The following is a 19,899-nucleotide window of genomic DNA, read 5'->3' as shown; positions in this document are numbered from 1 at the left end:
CTATCCTAATTAACTCATCCTTAGTTAATTTGAGATTTCTTACGACGAAGCGTCAGAAGTGGTGCAAACGCTAGTAATAACCAGCCAAATGAGCCACTTGATGATTTTTTGCTTTCTTCCACTTCAGGGTCTGGGATAACGGCCTCAGGGAAAGTACAACTACCATTGTCAGTATTTGCATTTTCATCATAATTTGTTGCTGCGCTGTCAGTACAACCCAACTCAATACCATCTGACATAACCATTAATGAGAATGAGCTCATTGCAGCATCTGCAGAGTTTACTCTGTCGCTTACTTTTACCATGACATCAATTTCACCATTAAAGTGCTCTGTAGGTGTGATTGTTACTGTGCTACCTGATGTGTGACCTGAAACTTCAGAAGTAAAGTTTTCACCCATCACTTCAATCACGTTACTTACGTTGTTTTCATCCGCGTAAAGTACATCGAAGCTAATAGAGTTGTTTTCTTCAACTTGCATATCAGGGAAGTCAGATAATGAAATATTACCCAGTACGTTAAGCTCTAAGGTTAACACTTCGTCATCAGCGCCTTCTAAGCCGTTATTAACCGTCAGCGTATGCATTTGTGCTGCAGCTGCTTCGCCAATATACGCTTGGAACTGAACGTCAAACTTAGACACTTCAGGGCCTACATAATCCATACATACGACAAGCTCATCATGAACAACTTCATCAAGATTGTCGTATGCAAAACCATCACCAATATTAAGATCTACAGGCATATCACCATTAACAATAATACGACCGTCAGCAGCTTTGAAACCAATAGAACCTTGGTTATCAGCGAGGTTAACGTTGTCATAAGCAAACATCATTTCATATTCGCCTGGCTCATAAGCAATATTCATACGCATGAACAATTCAACGTCAACTGATTGCCCTTCTACTTGAGAGCGTTGGATATTATCCCACTCAAGGACAAGCCAATCACGTGCTTGAGTATAAGTTGGTGTAATACCCGCGTTAGCGTCATAGTTACCATAAGTGCCATCTACACGCTCAGGGATTGTGTTATCACCAACCCAGAAAGGCGCAATAAGATACGGAGGTGGTGGTGGGAAACCGCCGCCTGATGGAAGTTCTACATGGAATGGCGTTGTGCGGCCGTTAGAGCCAAACGTCACTAAACCAGCTGGGTTAAGTTTGATTGAATCAAAATGGTATTTATTAAAGAATGGGAAAGAAACATCGAGATCTGTTGCCATTAACTCTTTAAATGAATACTCAAACTCGTTCCAGTATTGGCCTTGAACTCCTTCAAGTGTACGCCAGCCAAGTGTACGCAAGTCTAAATAGTTAGGGTACGGAGATTTAGCTGCTCCAAGAGAACACATTTCATCTGTTAGATTCGTGGTAATTTTATAGTTACGAGCCACATCTTTGGTCGTCTCTTGCGTACCTTGAAGTGATAATACGTTGTCTACCAGTTCAGGTGTTGCTGGAGTTGATGCTGTCGCAACAATGCTGTCTTCAATAATTTCGATGCCTTCTGGGAAAGCAGTATCAATTGTGAAATTACGAGCCGCTTGTTCATTATTTGCGATTACTTCAATTTTGAAATCAACTAATTCACCCACAGTCGCTTGTTCTTTATTTGCTGTAAAGCGCATGTCTTTATCAATTTGATTGATAATGACAGGAACAAAACCAAGGTTACCAGCGTCTTCAGGGTTGCTACCTAAGTCAAAACCACCAAAATATATATCGCCTACTTCCATGTCAGGTAAGTTGTACGACAGTGTTAGTTCGTAGTCTTTGTAACCTGCAATTTTCTCTGGAGCACTGACTGTTAGGTTGCTTTGACCTTCTTGAACCACTGCTGTTGCAAAAGTGATATCTCGGCCTTGGTCTTCTTCACCCGAAGGAACATTTGCTAAGCTCATGTAAACGGTGAAATATTCACCTGCTTCTGGGTCAACAATGTTACAGAAGTTGGTAACAGTAAAGCTGGTAGACATACAGATAGTTTCATCCATGCTTGCTAAACCATCGTTATTACTGTCTTTACCCATAAACATAAGCACGCGAGAGGCTTCGCCTACTGGGCTTGCGCTCAGCATTTTTGCGTCTTGTGGTACGGTAGTCCACTCAATATGGTTAGGGTTAACCATTTCACCATCGACGTCGACTAAATCAAATGGGTCGCCGCTGGTGGTGTCTGTGAATAATTTTACGGTGTTTTGTTGGCCTTCCACTAACCCAAAAGAGCGCGATGTGAAATCACTCACTTCATCGGTGTTGAAAGGACCTACATTAATTGTTGAAGAACGACGATGCGCATCTACTTTAATAAAGCTCGGTAATCCTGTATCACCGTTAAATGTCCATACTGGCATTTCTAGAACGGGTGAATTAGGGTTGCTCGAAACCAATTTTATTTGACCTTGGTTTCCTGATACCTCGATATTATCAATTGCTTGAGCAACTTGGTTCATTTTCACTTCAACAACAATGTTTTGTGTTTCACCGGCTTTTAGTGAAAACTCACTCGGCGTTACAGTAATTGTGCTGTTACCAATCCACTCTTCAGCTGATACGCTCCACGTTGCATCTTCTGTTGCTGTCACTGTACGCATAAAGCTACATTCTAGGCCACAGTTATTATCAACCATGTAAGCCGTGTTAAGTGCTTTTAAGCGGCCGCCTAAATTAGGATTTGCCGCTTTCATATTTTCGATGCTTTCATGCATCACTAAACCGGCTTTATCAGCAAGGTCAACATGCATACGACCCGCACCCATATCTTGTAAAGATGAATCAAAGCCTTCATCTTTATAGTTATCAAGGTATTGTGCATTTTTAAGGTTGTTGCTTGCTGTTAACATTAGCGCTGATTGAATCTCCATTAAAGACCATTCAGGATGAGACTGTTTAAGCAATGCGGCAGCACCAGCAACGTGCGGACTTGCCATTGATGTTCCCGACATTGTTTGCCAGTCTGTTGATGATGGGTTTTTAGAAAACGGTTGGTCGTCTGAACTCGCTGCGAACACATCAACACCCGGTGCAGCAACATCAACTAACAAGGTATCAAAACCAAAGTATGATGGACCGCGACTTGAGAAGTACGCAATGCGCTCTTCATCTACTTCTTCTGTGCTAGCTGAGTTTGCTGTAATGGTTCCTTTATGACCTGAGCCTGTGCTTAACCAATTAAGTAGTTTAACACCTTCTGCATTGGTTACATGTGCTGTAGGCGCAGGGTAAGGCAGTTGAGGTGCTGGGCTACGGTCTTGGTATGACGATAGGTTGTAAATAATGACACCCTCAGCGCCACCGGCTAATACGTTATTTGCTTTTGCGTAAAGCGGTTTATTGCTTCGCTTACACACAACAATAACGTCTTCTTGGCTTTCGTCGATATCCGGCGTGTTAGGGTCATCGGTAAAGTCAAAGGTGCCCGCTGGATAAGGCTGATCACAGTCTGTTTGGTAGCGTGACACTGGCTCATTTGGGTTAGGGTAATCAGACGCAGAAACAATTAAACCCGTTAGCTCGTCAAAGGTAATGCCAGCAGCAATCATGTCTGTTGGTGCGTCAGTGTCGCCACCTGATAAGTTCTCAAGAGTTTTATCGCTAAACACAACTTGCGAAGATGGAGTATGCGCAGCAACCGTTGTTACCCAAGGAGATGAGTGATCAGCTGATTGTAAGTAAGGGCCACTGTTACCGGCTGCAACAGCAACGAACACACCTGAGTTTGCCGCATTGAAAAATGCTTGCTCAATAGGTTCAACCCAAGGATCTTCCTCAAAACCACCGAGTGAGGCATTAATGACATCAACGTTATCAATTGCTGATTGCTCGATAGCGGCAATAATTGCACTACCTGGACAGCCCGCATATGGGTCGCCAGCAGCACCAGGCCAACAAACTTGGTAAGAAATGATATTTGCATGCGGTGCCATACCTGACACTTGCGGGAAGATAAGGTTCGTTTCAGTCCCAGAGTTTTGGCTACCGTAACCAGGTTCTTTATAAGTAATATCATAAAGCACGTTACCCGCTGCGGTGCCTGCAACGTGAGAACCGTGAGAGTTATAATCTTCACCATACGCTGGACGCGATTCTTCAAATACAGGATCAGAATACGCTACCGTGATTTCTGGGTATGAATACACACCAATGAGCTTATCGTTACAGCGATCTGCGAATTCAGCTTTAGCACAATCACCTAAGTAAGTATCACCCAGTGGATTGGTGTGTGTATAGCCATCATCGCCTACGGCAGCAAATGATGGGTGATCAGTATTAATGCCTGTATCGATTATACCGACAACAACGCCTTCACCTTTGTTACTTGCTAGGCCACTTTGACTGTTGCTCCACAGTGCTTTTGCACCTGTTTGCTCAATCGTGTTAAACGTAGTTAATGGGTATATCTTAGAGCGTGCGATGTGCTTAATGCCAGGCACTTTTGCTAAACGCGCAGCTTCTTCTTGGGTCATTCGGGTGGTGAAGCCGTTTAAAGTGACGCTAAATTCACGATCTACTTTTAATTGCAGGCCTTGAAGTGTCAGTGCAGAGTTCACAACATTTTGACGCTTGCTTGCGAGGTGATTTGAGTAGCTTGCAATTTCAGGTTTATTTAAATCAAGTGGCTTTGCGGTTGTTTGTCTAGCTGTTGCCACTGTTTCACGTGTACTTGCTAGGCCTTTTAGGCCGCCATCATAAGCTGAAATAGGTGCATCAATTAATTGAACAATATAAGTTTGAACACCTGTGATGTCTTTTTCTGGCGTGAAAATACGGCTTTGTTTCTTTACCGTTTGGTTGATTTTACCATCCCAATTAGTTTCAGCAGAAACCATTGGTTTTGGCGCATAATCAGCGGGTTGTTCAGCCCATTCTTGTGCTTGATTCAGTGCAGCATGTGAAGTGCCAGCACTGATATACAGTGCAGAAGCGACCATCACTGATACTTTTTTCATATTGAACATGTGCTTTAGTTCCCTAGAAGGATTTTTTAATTATGAGCTCGCTATTTGTTGCGAACGATTTTAATCACTAGGGATAGTGTTCAGTTGTGTATCTAACATCAATATAATGTAAATAAATGGCACACACTGATACATCTTGGTACATTTTCGGGGAGGGGGTATTAACGCAAAAAATGAATACTTGCCTTGGCGCCAGTGAGCTGGCTGCTATTGTCTAAACTAAACTGTGCGTTATTCCAAATACAGAGTTGCTTCACGATTGACAAGCCTAAGCCGACTCCCTTATAGCCACGTTGATGCACAGAGGCCGTTTTAGAAAAAGGCTGCATTAAGGTTGCGCGCATCGCTTCTGGTATACCTGGCCCGTCATCTTCGATGATGAGTAACGTGCCTTTTTTAGTGTGTTTTAAGGTGATCTCAATATGTTGTTTAGCAAACCGCACAGCGTTACCAAGTAAGTTTTGCAGTAAGCGCTGAAAGCTTTGCTTATCAACACTTATTTTTTCTAGTTGGCAATCAATACGAATATCAAGCTGACAATAACTCATAAACTTAGCAATACAGGGCTGGAGTAATTCATCAGGGCTGTAGTCTTTAATTAATATGCGTGGCTCACACTGTTCAAGCTCTGCATAAGTTAAAAACTCTTCAACTAATAGCTCTAACTCAATAATGTCTTGCAAAATACTGTGGCGATAATGGTTGTTATCGTCAACGGCTTCGAGGGCAAACTTAGCGCGTGAAATCGGGGTTAAAAAGTCATGTGAAACGGCGTTGATAAGTTCGCGCTGACTTTGGTTTCGGTTATAAAGTGCCTGTGCCATATTATCAAAGGTATCGCCTATGCTTTTTAATAAACTAAAGCGGCTAAATTGAACTTGCGGGCTAAAATCAGCATTTGAAATTTTGCTACTTGCTCTACGTAGTTTACTTAAATCAATCAGTAATGGGCCGGTAAAAATAACCACCGCTAATGCAACACTACTATAAAAAACCAGACTCACGAGGGATTGTGATGCTGTTTCTTCTGTTTGTACGTAAGGGCCAGCGCTTAAAATGGTGTCACCATCGACAGCAAGTCGATGAAAATACACATTCCCTTCAGGGTCATTAACACTGATCACTTCGCCTCGTAACAGGGGTTGTTTTAAAGCATCGCCTAAGTAGAAACTGGCAAGGGGCGATTTTTTTATTAACGCATTATCGACTTGGCTTTCTACACTTAGCAGGTGGTGTGCGAGTTGCTGTTCTAACGAGTGAGCGGGAGGAGAAGGAAAATAAGTCTCTAGTACCCACGCTGCGCTACTTAGGCAAACAGCGAGGGTTAAATAGAGGTAAAAATACAGCCTAAACAAGGCAAGTTAGCTCCAAGCTTGAGGTGAAAAAATATACCCTTTGCCCCACACGGTGACTATTTTTTGGGGTGGCACAGACTCGTCTCCGAGCTTTTTTCGGAGCCGACTTATACGGCCATCAATTGTGCGGCTTTGACCATCATATTTACGACCAATTGCACTATCAAAAAGCTGATCGCGACTGATAAGTTGCCCTGGAGCCTTGGCTAACTGTATTAGTAATTCAAACTCTGCACTGGTTAATTCAAGAGGTTGGCTATGCAAATAAGCTTCGCGCTGAATGGTATTTATACTCAGTGAGCCAAACCGTATGTTATGGGCGTTGTGTACAGTACTTTGAGGCTTAACCTGTTGAGTGCGGCGAATCGTGTTGTTAATTTTTGCTAATAAAATAGACGGTGATACAGGCTTGGTAAGGTAGTCATCGGCTCCTAATTCTAGCCCTGTTATATGATCAACCTGACTTTGTCTGGCAGTCATAAAAATAATCGGACTGTCTTGATAGCGCTTTAGCTCTTTGAATACGTCAAAACCATCTTCGTTACCAAGGCCGATATCGAGTAAAATCAAGTCGAACTTCTTCATACTTGCTTGGTAGCACGCATGGCAGCCATTATCAAAATGATCAACCTCATACCCATTACTCATCAGGTAATTTACGACTAATTGAGCCAGTTTTAGGTCATCTTCAATATATAAAATTTTATTATGCTTGGTCATTAAAAAATACTCCATGCGATATCACGGCGACGTTTTTTAATATTTTGATAAAAAACGTTTATTTCAGTGCTTTCTAACGGGATAAGTTGCTCGGTTAATAGCTCTAGAACAATATTTCGATTGTTTCGTACAGCGATAAGGAAGTTGTGCCCTTGTTTTGGCTTTTGACAAAATAGCCTGACTTGCTGATCAGTAACACGAATGCACACCGTGCTGGTGGCCTCTGTGAACCAATCTACCTTAATATTCATCACACAATCTTGCTCATTAGTTACACAGTTACTGGGTGTTACTTCAATATGACTCGACTCAGCAAAGGCAAGTTTACTAAGGGTGAAGCTGAGGATAAGCATCATGAGTAAAAATGAGTTAGTTCGCAGCATTGTTTAGTAATTCCATGCAATGCCAGCATAAAAAGAAAGCAAGTTGCTATCGTTTATGAGTGGACTGTCGGCGATGCCCGAAGATAAGCGCTGGTACTTTACATCACTAATAAATTGCCATTGCTGACTAAAGTGGTATTGGTAGCTGGCCTTAAGGCCATACTTTTGACTTGAGCGACCTTCAAAGCGGCTAAACCCCACCTGCACGTCTTGTTGGCTAGTGCCATAATAGTAATCGACTAACCCTCTGTTTAAATGCTGTACTTCGATACCCAATAAAAGTAGATGCTGATCAATTTTATATAAGCGCTGTGCAGAAAGTGCGCCTTGTAAACCCTTATGATAGTTGGTTAGCTCCATTGCCCAACTCACGCTAAAGCGCCAGTTTTGCCAATCGTATAGCGCTTCTGCGCCAGTCATAAAAGAGAGTTTACGGTTACTAATACTGCCTATATCGCCGCGTCTTTTTTGGGTCGTGGGCGGCATGTCACCCATTGCCGGTGGAATTGACCCCATTGGAGGGCGGCCACTTATAGTCCTTATTGCTGCGAGTGCAGCGGAATGCTTAGCAAAGTAAAGCCCGTCTTCGTTGAGTTGAGTGAACACTGAGAGTTGATAGTTTTCACGTGTTATCGGTGTCCAGGTTAGTTGCGTATTTGCGAACGAGAAATCACCGACAAACAGTTCCACGCGCGGCAGCACATAAAGTGGAATATCCCCTTTATTATAAACCGGATTATCGAGCTGCCCATACCCTAAGCTAATGCCAAGGCTCAACCCTTCATCTGCTAAATAGGCAGGCGCGGTACTGTGAGCCTGAGGAGACAAGTAAAGCGTGCTTAAGAGTAAAATAATGCGAAGCCCAATAGAGCAACCACTGTTAACTATCACAAATAAAAAACCTCAGCGAAAAAACGTGTTAACACTAAGGTGTTCTTGTTAACTTGAACAATGAAATAATGTACCAAATTGTAGCATTGGTTGGTTTTTGTAAACTAAATAATGTAAGCGCATGAATTAATAATTAATGTGTTTGTGATGCTGAGGTCGCTAAAAAAAAGCGTGAGCAACATAAACAGAGTATTACAAAGTATTAAACGGTGCATATTCACGCTCATTTAACACTTTAAAACCGCGTTAGGGGCACGTCATTACTGACATGACACTTTATTAAGTTGCTATTTGACTGAGTTTTTGCGATATTAATTATATTATAATATTAACAGGAAGCTAATAAGATGACTCTGCCTAGTTCTCAATCTGCAAATGCTATTCGCATACTTGCTGTCGATGCTGTTCAACAAGCTAACTCAGGTCACCCAGGTGCGCCCATGGGGATGGCTGATATTGCCGCAGTATTGTGGCAAAACTTTCATCGTCATAACCCATTAAACCCAGACTGGTCTAACCGTGACCGTTTTGTGTTATCAAATGGGCATGGCTCAATGTTGCAATATGCATTGTTACATCTAAGCGGCTACGACGTTAGCATCGAAGATATTAAGCAATTCCGTCAGCTTCATTCTAAAACACCGGGTCACCCTGAATACGGTTACACACCGGGTGTTGAAACAACAACAGGCCCATTAGGTTCGGGGATTGCTAACGCAGTCGGTATGGCTATCGCTGAAAAAATCTTAGCGGCACAATTCAATAAACCGAACTTTGATATTGTTGATCACTTTACATACTGCTTTATGGGTGACGGCTGTCTAATGGAAGGTATCTCGCACGAAGCATGTTCGTTGGCAGGTACGTTAGGCCTTGGAAAACTCATTGCATTTTGGGATGACAACGGTATCTCGATCGATGGTGAAGTAGAAGGTTGGTTCACTGATGATACACCTGCGCGTTTTGAGTCGTATGGCTGGCAGGTTATTCGTGATGTTGATGGTCATGATATGAATGCAATTGCGGGCGCAATCGAAGCGGCGCAAAGCAATACCACGCAACCTACACTGATTTGCTGTAAAACTGTGATTGGTTTTGGTTCGCCAAACAAATCGGGTAGCCACGACTGTCATGGTGCGCCACTTGGTCACGATGAAATCGCTGCGGTACGTGAGCAATTAAACTGGCCACACCCTGCATTCGAAGTACCGCAAGACGTGTACAACGAGTGGAATACTCAAGCGAAAGGTCAAGAGTTAGAAAGTGCATGGCAACAAACGTTTGCTGCCTATAGCAAAGCACACCCTGAACTAGCTAAAGAATATACTCGTCGCGTACTTGAAAAAACACTCCCTGCTAACTTCGCAGAATTAGCTGATGAGTACATTGCTAAATGCCAAGCTGGCATGCAAAACATTGCAACGCGTAAAGCTTCACAAAACGCAATTACTTTCTTTGCAAAGCAGCTTCCTGAACTAATGGGTGGCTCTGCTGACCTTGCCGGTTCAAACTTAACATTGTGGCCAGACGCTAAAGGCTTACAAGATGCCGCTGATGGTAACTATGTTTTTTACGGTGTACGTGAATTTGGTATGAGCGCTATCATGAATGGTATTGCACTACACGGTGGCTTTATCCCATTCGGTGCGACTTTCTTAATGTTTATGGAATACGCGCGAAATGCTGTGCGTATGGCTGCATTAATGAAAGCACAAAGCATCTTTGTGTATACTCATGATTCAATTGGTCAAGGTGAAGATGGTCCAACTCACCAACCAATCGAGCAAATTGCAAACCTACGTATGACCCCGAATATGACTGCGTGGCGTCCGTGTGATGAAACAGAAACAGCGGTTGCTTGGCGTCAAGCGTTATTAAAAGAAACAGGCCCAAGTTCACTCATTTTCAGCCGCCAAGGCACGAAAGCGATGGCGCGCGATGAGCAGCAAGTAGCCGATATCGCTAAAGGTGGTTACGTACTTGTTGATAGCGAACAAACAGCTGAACTTATCCTAATTGCAACAGGTTCAGAGGTTGAACTGGCGGTTAATGCTGCCGCTGAACTGACAGCACAAGGCAAGCAAGTTCGCGTGGTATCTATGCCGTCGACTAATCAGTTTGATAGCCAAGACAAAGCATACCGTCAAAGCGTACTACCAGCGGGTACTCCAAAAATTGCAGTTGAAGCTGCGCACCGTGACTTCTGGTTCAAGTATGTTGGCCAAGATGGTGACGTACTCGGTATGGATACATTTGGTGAATCAGCGCCTGGTGCTGTATTGCTAGAGCACTTTGGTTTCACGGTTGCTAACCTCGTCGCTAAAGCAAACGCATTACTTGCTGAATAATGTTGTTAGCTAAAAATTTATCGTAATCGCAACACGATAAGCCTGCCTTTACGATTATAAGGCAGGCACAAAAAAAGCCCGCAAACCTTAGTTTGCGGGCTTTTTTCTGCTTAAACAATCAGGTTTAAACTAATTCGCTTAAGATTGACTCTAGTTTCTCTTGGTCAATGGCGAACTGGCGAATACCTTGGCTTAGCTTTTCAGTGGCCATTGCATCTTCATTCATTTCCCAGCGGAATGCGTGCTCTGTCATCGCTGCTGGCGCGTCTGCTTTTTCAGTCGCAGGTTGTAGCTTTTGTGTCAAAGGTGCTTGCGTTGCTGCCAGTTCTGCAAGAAGTTTAGGGCTGATAGTTAAGCGGTCACAGCCTGCTAGTTCTTGAATTTCACCAATGTTACGGAAGCTTGCACCCATAACGATTGTTTCAAAACCATGTTTTTTGAAATAGTTGTAGATGTGAGTCACTGACTTAACGCCCGGATCGTTTGCACCGTCGAAATCTGCGCTTGCATCTTGTGCTTTATACCAATCAAGAATACGCCCTACGAAAGGAGAGATTAGGTATGCACCTACTTCGGCACAAGCACGCGCTTGAGCAAATGCAAACACCAGTGTTAGGTTACAACGAATGCCTTGTGCTTCAAGTACTTTAGCGGCTTGAATACCTTCCCATGTAGAAGCAATTTTGATTAACACGCGCGATGTGTCGATACCTTGCTCTTTATAAAGAGCAACAAGCTCAAGAGCTTTATCAACGGTTGCTTGGGTATCAAATGATAAGCGCGCATCAACTTCAGTTGACACTAAACCCGGTACTTGCTCCATTAATTTAGAGCCAATTAATACTGCTAGTTTATCAGCTGCTTTGCTTATTACTTCATTTGTATCGTTACTTTGTGCTTTAGCCCATGAAACGGCTTCTGCAGCAAGTGGACGGTACTTCTCAATTTGAATCGCATTTAAGATGAGTGATGGGTTCGTTGTTGCATCTTGCGGTTTGTATTCGTTGATTGCTTCAAAATCACCCGTGTCAGCAACAACGGTTGTCATTGCTTTAAGTTGTTCTAGTTGGTTAGACATAATTATCCCATTCTTATCATACAAAAGTTAATTTAGTGGCTTTAACCTGTTATTTGTGCTGAAAAAACAATCTAATCTTCCAGAAAAACTGCGCAATAAATCGCCCGCCAGCAGCAAATAATCCTGTTAATAATATTTTTATAATACCTTTACAATCTGGTATTGTTGATATTATCATACAAATAAAGATAATGACTAACAATGTTAGTAAGCAATTAGTGAAAGGTAATTATGTCTCGTTATACGTTGGGATTAGACTACGGGTCAGACTCGGTAAGAGCATTACTCGTTGATGTTGCAACTGGTGAAGAACTAGCCAGCCATTTAGTGAACTACCCGCGCTGGGCACAAGGTTTATATTGTGACCCAAGTAAAGATCAGTTTCGTCAGCATCCACAAGACTACATTGATAGCCTTGTTGAAGTAGTGAATGGTCTTTGGTCGCATGTTCCAGCAGGTACCGCAGACAAAGTAGTGGGTATGAGCTTTGATACGACAGGCTCAACGCCTGTGGCTATTAATAGCCAAGGTACACCACTGGCATTAACTGAAGAGTTTGCAGAAAACCCAAATGCAATGTTCATTTTGTGGAAAGACCATACGTCTATTAAAGAAGCAAATGAAATCACTCAAGCTGCAACTAACAACGATGTGAACTACCTTTCACACATGGGCGGTATTTACTCTTCTGAGTGGTACTGGGCTAAAGCATTACATATTTTCCGCGTTGATAGCAGTGTTAAAGCAGCCACTTATTCATGGGTTGAACACTGTGATTGGATGACCGCGCTCATGTGCGGCACAACTCACCCTGAAGCATTAAAGCTAGGGCGTTGTGCAACGGGCCACAAACAAATGTGGAACGAGCAGTGGGGCGGTTTCCCACCAAACAGTTTCTTTACAAGTATCGATCCACTATTAGATGGTGTTGTTGATACTTTAAATGCAACCACAGAGCCAAGCGACCAAGTTGCTGGCAACTTAACCGCTGAGTGGGCCGAGAAGCTAGGTTTACCACAAGGCATCGTGATTGGTTACGGTGCATTTGACTGTCACATGGGAGCAGTAGCTGCCAATGTTCGCCCAGGCGTTCTAACTAAGGTAATGGGTACCTCAACCTGTGACATCACGGTAACGTCTAAAGAGCAACTAGGTGATACCTGCGTTAAAGGTATTTGTGGTCAAGTTGATGGCTCAGTGATCCCAGGATTAATTGGCTTAGAAGCCGGTCAGTCTGCTTTTGGTGACTTATACGCATGGTTCAAGAATCTAGTACTTTGGCCAACTCGCCAACTTACAAATCTATCTGACGCTGAGCAGGCGTTAGTTAACAAGCTAGAAGACTCAATCTTAGTTGATTTATCAAACGCGGCGGCAGCACTCCCTGTAACAAGCAGCGACGTAACAGCGCTTGATTGGGTAAATGGTCGTCGTACGCCAGATGCTGATCAAAGCGTTGCAATGGCATTAACTGGCTTAAAAATGGGCACAGATGCACCTAAATTCTTTAAAGCACTTGTTGAAGCAACGGCGTTTGGCGCACGTGCTATCACTGAGCGTTTTCAAAGTGAAGGCGTGCCAATTGAGTCAGTGGTTGTTATCGGCGGTATTTCTAAAAAATCAGACTACGTAATGCAAACCTGTGCTGATGTTTGGAACTGTCCAATCGACGTTTTAGAGAGTGAGCAAAGTTGTGCATTGGGTGCGGCAATTATGGCTGCGGTTGCTGCGGGTGAGCACGCAACAGTGGCTGATGCGCAAAAAGTGATGGCGTCATCAGTCTGTCATCAGTACTTACCAAACCCTGAGCGTGTAGCGGTGTATGACGCGCTTTATGCCAACTACCAAGCACTTGCAAGCTATGTAAACGGAGACAAAGCATGAGTTTTACTGAACTAAAACGTGAAGTTTATGAAGCGAATATGGAGCTTCAACGTCGTGGCTTAGTAATTTATACCTTTGGTAACGTATCGCAAATCGACCGCGACAAAGGCGTGATTGCGATTAAACCAAGTGGTGTATCGTACGACCAAATGAAAGCCGACGACATGGTGATCGTCGACCTTGAAAACACCATTGTTGAAGGTGCTATGCGTCCGTCTTCTGACACCAAAACACATGTTCATTTATATCGCCACTTCGATGAGATTGGCGGTGTAACACACACGCATTCGACCTATGCAACTGCATGGGCACAAGCAAAACAAAGCATTCCTTGCCTTGGCACAACTCACGCTGACTATGTACACGGTGACATCACCTGTACGCGTGAACTAACTGATGAGCAAGTGAATGGCGATTATGAGTTAGAAACCGGTATTCAAATTACTGATGCGTATAAAGACCGCGATCCGAAAGCTGCACCTATGGTGATTGTTGCGGGTCATGCGCCTTTCACGTGGGGTAAAGATGCCGCTCAGTCTGTATACCATGCCGCGCTACTCGAAGAGATTGCTCGCATGGCGTATTTAACACGCACTTTAGATCCACACGCAGCTGAACTTAAAAAAGCCGTGATGGATAAACATTATCTACGTAAGCACGGTAAAAACGCGTATTACGGTCAGAGCAAATAGCAAGAATTTAGAGGATTATTAACATGACGACGATGACGAAAGAAGTCTGGTTTGTTACCGGCTCACAACATCTTTATGGTCCTAAGGTGTTAGAAACGGTTGCCAAAGACAGCGAAGCAATTGTAGCGGGCTTAAACAGCGAAGCGAACCTACCAGTAAACTTGGTATGTAAGCCTACCGTTAAGTCACCTGAAGAAATTCACGCTGTTTGCCAAGCGGCAAATACCGATCCTAACTGTGTTGGTTTAGTATTATGGATGCACACTTTCTCACCTGCGAAAATGTGGATTGCTGGCCTAAGCGAATTACGTAAGCCTTGGTTACACCTTCATACTCAGTTCAATGCAGCCCTTCCTTGGTCTGACATCAACATGAACTACATGAATACGCACCAAAGTGCACACGGTGACCGTGAGTTTGGTTTCATCGGTACGGTAATGCGTAAAGAGCGCAAAGTGGTTGCGGGTCACTGGCAACGTGCTGACGTACAAAAGCAGTTAGATGACTGGTGTCGTGCGGCAAAAGGTTGGGCAGAAAGCCAAACACTTAAAGTAGCGCGTTTTGGCGACAACATGCGTCAAGTTGCGGTAACCGAAGGTAACAAAGTTTCAGCACAAATCACCTTTGGTTATGAAGTACACGCGTTTGGTGTCGCTGAGCTTGTAAAAGTGGTTGATACAATCACAGAAGACGAAATCGATGCACAGTTAGCGCTTTATAAGCAAGACTATGTGATTGCTGACGAAACTCTACAAGACGATTACGCCGTAAAAATGCTGCGCAACGAAGCACGTTTAGAGCTTGGTATGGAGCGTTTCTTAGAGAAAGGCGGCTTTAAAGCATTCACAAACTGTTTTGAAGACTTATCAGGCCTGTCTGGTCTTCCGGGTCTTGCTACACAGCGCCTAATGTCGAAAGGCTATGGCTACGGTGGTGAGGGTGACTGGAAAACAGCTGCGATGGTTCGCATCATGAAAGTAATGGGTGAAGGCCGTGAAGGCGGTTGTTCATTCATGGAAGATTACACTTACAACATGGGTGAGACTGACCAAGTACTTGGCGCGCACATGTTAGAAGTATGTCCTTCAATTGCGGCACAAAAACCACGCTTAGAAGTTCACCAACACACGATCGGTGTGAAGTGTGATGTAGGTCGTTTATTGTTTACTGCAAAACCAGGCGCTGCAATTAACGTATCACCAATTGATATGGGTAACCGTTTCCGCATTCTAATCAACGAAGTAGATACAGTGGCTCCGCCAGCTGATTTACCTCACTTACCAGTGGCTTCAGCACTGTGGGAACCAAAACCAAATCTATCTGTTGCATCTGCTGCATGGATCCACGCTGGTGGTGCACACCACACTGCATACAGCCAAGCAGTCACAACTGATATGATCGTTGATTTTGCTGAAATGGCAGGCGTTGAAACAATGATCATCGATAACGATACGACAATTCGTGGTTTCAAAACAGAGCTTCGTCATAACGCAGCTTATTACATGCTAAAACGTGGCCTGTAAAAACGAGTACATAAAGTACTAGGGCATGCTTTTAGCATGTTCAGTCAAATTTTGTTGTCGATTAAGCCAGTGATGAGCCTCGCTCCTCGCTGGCTTATGCTATTGTGAAGTAACACTTTTTAGGAGTAGATATGATCGACTTAAGCGCCTACCAAGGCATTATTTTTGATATGGACGGCACCTTAATTGACTCAATGGGCAGTCATTTGCAAGCATGGCAGAAAGCCTGTGAAGCGTATGGTTATCCGTTCGATTACGACTACATGTATAGCTTGGGTGGCATACCGACCGTTAAAACCATTGAAATGCTCAATGAAAAATTTGGTTTAGATCACGACCCTCTCGTTGTTGCTAAAGACAAGCACCAATTTTGGGTTGATTTACAGCACCATCCATTGGTAATTGACGAAACCGTCGCTGTACTTGAAAAATACCATGGCGTACTGCCAATGGGAGTGGGTACAGGGGCTGACCGCGAGCATGCAATTGATCACCTAACAGATACTAATTTAATTAATAAAATAGGCGCCTTAGTTACCGCAAGTGATGTGAGTAAAGGTAAGCCAGACCCAGAAACGTTTTTAAAAGTGGCTGAGCAATTAGGTGTTGAGCCCAGTAAATGCGTGGTGTTTGAAGATACACAAATTGGCTATCAAGCAGCAAAAAGTGCGGGCATGGACTGCATTATGGTAAAAGACGGCAAAATCCAATTTTAGCGATTAAATTTGCAATGAACCCCTTATTTGTATTATAAAACTATAAATACAATTAAAAAAAGGTTATTCATATGTCATTGCAATGTGTTTTCCAAGGTTTAAAAACAACTCATCAAACAGCCGGTTCGAACACGAAAAAGTCGCGCGGGCTTTATGCATTGTTGGTGACATGTGGGATTGCCCTTACACCAGCGTGTGCTCATCAAGGAGACAATATGACAACTTCCCCTTCAGCATCTATGACGGCTTACGGCGTGCTTGCTGATCAAACGCCAGTTAATCAAGTAACGTTGACTAACAGCAATGGTATTAGCGTTGATGTGATTAACTACGGCGGCATTATCACGCGTATTGAAACGCCAGATGCAAAAGGCGAAATGGGTAATATTGTACTGGGTTTAGATAACCTAGACGCTTACACAAAAGCAACGACTTACTTTGGCGCTATTATTGGTCGTTTTGGTAACCGTATTGCGAACGGTAAATTCACGTTAAATGGCACCGAATATCAGCTTGCCACTAACGACGGCGACAATCATTTACACGGGGGTGTGCAAGGTTTCGACAAAAAAGTATGGAACATGACACCGTTCACTACGCAAAACAGTGCAGGCGTGACCCTAAGCCTTGTTAGCCCCGATGGTGACCAAGGATACCCAGGTGAAGTAACCACTGAAGTGACTTACACGTTAACCAATAACAACACGCTAGACATGCAGTTTATTGCTACAACGAACAAGCCTACCATTATCAATATGACGCAGCACAGCTACTTTAACTTAGCGGGTAAAGGCGACATTCTTGATCACCAAATGCAAATTAACGCCAAAGCGATTACGCCTGTAGATGGTGGCTTAATCCCAACGGGAGAGTTAATGGATGTAGCAGGCACACCGTTTGACTTCCGTACTGCTAAAGCAATTGGTCAAGATATAAAAGTAAGCAATGAACAGCTTCAGCTTGGTAAAGGCTACGACCATAACTTTGTACTAAAAGACACACCAAGCAAAGAGCTTGTAGAAGCGGCAACGGTTTACGAAGCAAACTCAGGTCGTACATTAACCGTTTACACCGAAGAGCCTGCCGTACAGTTTTATTCAGGTAACTTCTTAGACGGTAGTAGCAAGCAAGCGTCTGGCTTAGTGCATAACTTCAGAAGTGGTTTTTGTTTAGAGCCACAACACTTCCCTGATGCACCCAATCAGCCAACGTTCCCAAGCACAACATTATTACCGGGTGACGTGTACTCAACACGCATCGTGTACGAATTTGGTACAAAATAAAGGAACACAAACGTGAAAACAACAAAGCTTAAAAGCGCAATGCAAAAGGCCGGTTTAGCCAGCCTATTTGCCTTGTCGTTTGGCGCGCTGACTGGCTGTCAGACAACGGCTGAAGACAACACCGCTAAAAAAACTGATGTAGCAGCCACAGAAAAAGCGCCCATTCAAGATAATGGCATATTTACCAATCCGCTGTTTCCTAATGGCGCCGATCCATGGCTTGAGTATTGGGATGGTAACTATTACTTAACCACAACAACATGGACTTCTGAATTAGTGATGCGAAAATCGCCCACGCTTGCTGGTCTTGCAGATGCAACACCTGTCAATGTGTGGTCTGATTCAAACCCTGAACGTTGTTGTAACTTCTGGGCGTTTGAATTCCATCGCTTAAAAGGGCCAAATGGCTATCGTTGGTACATGATGTACACAGCCGGTACCGATGGCACGCTAGATAACCAACACTTAAATGTTTTAGAAAGTGCCGGTGATGACCCTATGGGTCCATACGAATACAAAGGGGCATTAATGCCAAACGTATGGAATATCGACGGTAACTACCTTACATACAACGATAAACTGTATGTGATTTACTCACAGTGGCAGGGCGATCAACAGTTAAACATTATTGCTGAAATGGAAAACCCATGGACACTGAAAAAGAACTCTCCACATACGGTGATCACGCGTCCTGAGCTAGACTGGGAAATTAGTGGTCGTAAAGTAACGGAAGGCGCTGAAATTATACAGCACAATGGGCGTACGTTTATGACGTACTCAGCAAGCTTCTGTAATACCCCTGACTACAAGCTGGGTATGCTTGAGCTTGTAGGTGATGATCCACTTAAAGCCAGTAGTTGGAAAAAATACGACAAGCCGGTATTTGAGCGCACAGAAGACGTATTTGGCCCAGGTCATAATGGTTTCTTCACGTCGCCAGATGGCACTGAAGATTGGCTGGTTTACCATGGTAATGATTCAGTAGAGCACGGTTGTAGCGCAACGCGTTCTTTACGTGCGCAAAAATTCACTTGGAACAACGATGGAACACCAAACTTTGGTAAACCATTAACGCCGGGTGTTGAAGTCGCCCCACCATCAGGTGAATATGGCCCGCTGGTAACACGTGTACAAGGTCAACGCTACCAATTAGTGAATGCCACAAGTGGCCTATGTTTAGACATCGCTGCAGACCCGCAAGATGCGCGCGCAGTGCAGCGCCAGTGTGCAAGCACCAATGGTCAGTGGGTTATTGATGCAACAACAGACGGTTTTGTTCGTTTAGCCAACCGCGAAGACAGCAAGTTCCTTGAACTTGAAAGCTGTAACGATGCTGACAACGCTAAAGTACAATCTGCGGCATGGCGCAATAACTTCTGCCAGCAATGGAAAGTAGCTCCAAGCACAGACGGTAATGTGTCTATTACTAACCGTTACACAGACAAACCTTTAGCGGTTGCAGGGTGTTCGGCAGCGCAAAATCAAGCGGTGTTACAGCAAAGCGACACAACAGCGTGTGGCGACTGGCAATTACGCCCTATGGGCAGTGTTGTGGTATTAAGCCAACAAAGTGGTAAAGCGTTGAGCGTAGCTGGTAAAGTTAAAGCAGGTACTAATGTTGAGCAACACGCTTATACGCATAAAGACGCACAGCAATGGTTCTTCACACCAACAGATACGGGTTATGTAAGCCTTAAACAAAGCGCTGACAGCGAGTTCTGTGCTGCAGTAGCCGATAATGCACTCGTGCCGGGTGCCAATGTAGAAATGGCTTCGTGTGCCGCGAAAACAGCACAGTGGCGCATTGCCCCAGTTGAAGGCGGTGGCATCATGCTTATCAACCGTTATACAAAACAAGCATTAGGCTTAAGTAACTGTGGCTTGGCTGAAAACACTAACTTTGCACAACAACCCGACTTAGGTAACAAGTGCCAAGTGTTCCACCTGCGTGAACCACATTAAGTCATAAGTAAAAAATCGACTCAAACCAAAGCCACTTCATTTATGAGTGGCTTTTTTTGTTCCTGTTAATATAACGTGAAGGTATAATTATACAGTTTAA

At 43.8% G+C, this 19,899-nt stretch carries 13 protein-coding genes; 7 read left to right on the top strand and 6 right to left on the bottom strand.

Annotation, left to right across the window (positions count from 1 at the left end; all coding sequences use genetic code 11):
- Positions 1-20 precede the first annotated feature (20 nt).
- From BM378_RS15255 to BM378_RS15235, 5 genes are all read right to left on the bottom strand, one after another.
- Positions 21-4,964, bottom strand: coding sequence for a S8 family serine peptidase (locus BM378_RS15255; RefSeq protein ID WP_036973633.1), 4,944 nt, complete (start codon positions 4,962-4,964; stop codon positions 21-23).
- 161 nt (positions 4,965-5,125) lie between these two features.
- On the bottom strand, positions 5,126-6,319 hold the full coding sequence (locus BM378_RS15250; RefSeq protein ID WP_036973632.1) for an ATP-binding protein: 1,194 nt from the start codon (positions 6,317-6,319) through the stop codon (positions 5,126-5,128).
- A gap of 6 nt (positions 6,320-6,325) precedes the next feature.
- On the bottom strand, positions 6,326-7,039 hold the full coding sequence (locus tag BM378_RS15245) for a response regulator transcription factor (protein WP_036973631.1): 714 nt from the start codon (positions 7,037-7,039) through the stop codon (positions 6,326-6,328).
- Positions 7,039-7,422, bottom strand: a complete 384-nt coding sequence (locus BM378_RS15240; protein ID WP_036973630.1) for a DUF3019 domain-containing protein — start codon at positions 7,420-7,422, stop codon at positions 7,039-7,041. Before BM378_RS15240 ends, BM378_RS15245 begins: the two co-directional genes overlap by 1 nt.
- A 3-nt stretch (positions 7,423-7,425) precedes the next feature.
- Positions 7,426-8,313 carry a MipA/OmpV family protein gene (locus BM378_RS15235; RefSeq protein WP_036973629.1) on the bottom strand — a complete coding sequence of 296 codons (888 nt, stop codon included), beginning with the start codon at positions 8,311-8,313 and terminating at the stop codon, positions 7,426-7,428.
- A gap of 347 nt (positions 8,314-8,660) precedes the next feature.
- Here BM378_RS15235 and tkt point away from each other — a divergent pair, with 347 nt between their 5' ends.
- A complete protein-coding gene (tkt, locus tag BM378_RS15230; protein ID WP_074989531.1) occupies positions 8,661-10,661 on the top strand; it encodes a transketolase in 2,001 nt (666 codons plus the stop codon).
- A 124-nt stretch (positions 10,662-10,785) separates the two neighbouring features.
- Here tkt and tal read toward each other — a convergent pair whose 3' ends face one another.
- Complete coding sequence (gene tal, locus BM378_RS15225) at positions 10,786-11,739, bottom strand: transaldolase (RefSeq protein ID WP_074989530.1); 954 nt, start codon at positions 11,737-11,739, stop codon at positions 10,786-10,788.
- A 231-nt stretch (positions 11,740-11,970) separates the two neighbouring features.
- On the opposite strand from tal, the gene BM378_RS15220 reads away from it, so the two are divergent.
- The 6 genes from BM378_RS15220 (at position 11,971) to BM378_RS15195 (ending at position 19,799) form a co-directional block, all read left to right on the top strand.
- Complete coding sequence (locus tag BM378_RS15220) at positions 11,971-13,623, top strand: ribulokinase (RefSeq protein ID WP_036973626.1); 1,653 nt, start codon at positions 11,971-11,973, stop codon at positions 13,621-13,623.
- Positions 13,620-14,315, top strand: coding sequence for an L-ribulose-5-phosphate 4-epimerase (locus tag BM378_RS15215; RefSeq protein WP_036973625.1), 696 nt, complete (start codon positions 13,620-13,622; stop codon positions 14,313-14,315). The genes BM378_RS15220 and BM378_RS15215 overlap by 4 nt, the downstream gene beginning before the upstream one ends.
- A 23-nt stretch (positions 14,316-14,338) precedes the next feature.
- A complete protein-coding gene (gene araA, locus BM378_RS15210) occupies positions 14,339-15,838 on the top strand; it encodes an L-arabinose isomerase (protein WP_074989529.1) in 1,500 nt (499 codons plus the stop codon).
- 131 nt (positions 15,839-15,969) lie between these two features.
- On the top strand, positions 15,970-16,554 hold the full coding sequence (locus BM378_RS15205; RefSeq protein ID WP_036973623.1) for an HAD family hydrolase: 585 nt from the start codon (positions 15,970-15,972) through the stop codon (positions 16,552-16,554).
- Between the two features lie 215 nt (positions 16,555-16,769).
- Positions 16,770-17,837, top strand: a complete 1,068-nt coding sequence (locus BM378_RS15200; RefSeq protein ID WP_227006791.1) for an aldose epimerase family protein — start codon at positions 16,770-16,772, stop codon at positions 17,835-17,837.
- A 12-nt stretch (positions 17,838-17,849) separates the two neighbouring features.
- Complete coding sequence (locus BM378_RS15195) at positions 17,850-19,799, top strand: family 43 glycosylhydrolase (protein ID WP_227006792.1); 1,950 nt, start codon at positions 17,850-17,852, stop codon at positions 19,797-19,799.
- Positions 19,800-19,899: the final 100 nt, after the last annotated feature.

The sequence above is a fragment of the Pseudoalteromonas lipolytica genome, from assembly GCF_900116435.1.
GTDB lineage: Bacteria > Pseudomonadota > Gammaproteobacteria > Enterobacterales > Alteromonadaceae > Pseudoalteromonas > Pseudoalteromonas lipolytica.
The sequence above is the reverse complement of the archived record's forward strand: the minus strand, read 5'-3'. Positions and strand labels throughout refer to the sequence as shown.

Excerpts from the sequence above, each read along its gene's own strand:
- araA (WP_074989529.1), top strand. The coding sequence starts at position 14,339 with ATGACGACGATGACGAAAGAAGTCTGGTTTGTTACCGGCTCACAACAT.
- BM378_RS15245 (WP_036973631.1), bottom strand. The coding sequence starts at position 7,039 with ATGACCAAGCATAATAAAATTTTATATATTGAAGATGACCTAAAACTG.
- tkt (WP_074989531.1), top strand. The coding sequence starts at position 8,661 with ATGACTCTGCCTAGTTCTCAATCTGCAAATGCTATTCGCATACTTGCT.
- BM378_RS15255 (WP_036973633.1), bottom strand. The coding sequence starts at position 4,964 with ATGTTCAATATGAAAAAAGTATCAGTGATGGTCGCTTCTGCACTGTAT.
- BM378_RS15200 (WP_227006791.1), top strand. The coding sequence starts at position 16,770 with ATGACAACTTCCCCTTCAGCATCTATGACGGCTTACGGCGTGCTTGCT.
- BM378_RS15240 (WP_036973630.1), bottom strand. The coding sequence starts at position 7,422 with ATGCTGCGAACTAACTCATTTTTACTCATGATGCTTATCCTCAGCTTC.
- BM378_RS15220 (WP_036973626.1), top strand. The coding sequence starts at position 11,971 with ATGTCTCGTTATACGTTGGGATTAGACTACGGGTCAGACTCGGTAAGA.
- BM378_RS15215 (WP_036973625.1), top strand. The coding sequence starts at position 13,620 with ATGAGTTTTACTGAACTAAAACGTGAAGTTTATGAAGCGAATATGGAG.
- tal (WP_074989530.1), bottom strand. The coding sequence starts at position 11,739 with ATGTCTAACCAACTAGAACAACTTAAAGCAATGACAACCGTTGTTGCT.
- BM378_RS15205 (WP_036973623.1), top strand. The coding sequence starts at position 15,970 with ATGATCGACTTAAGCGCCTACCAAGGCATTATTTTTGATATGGACGGC.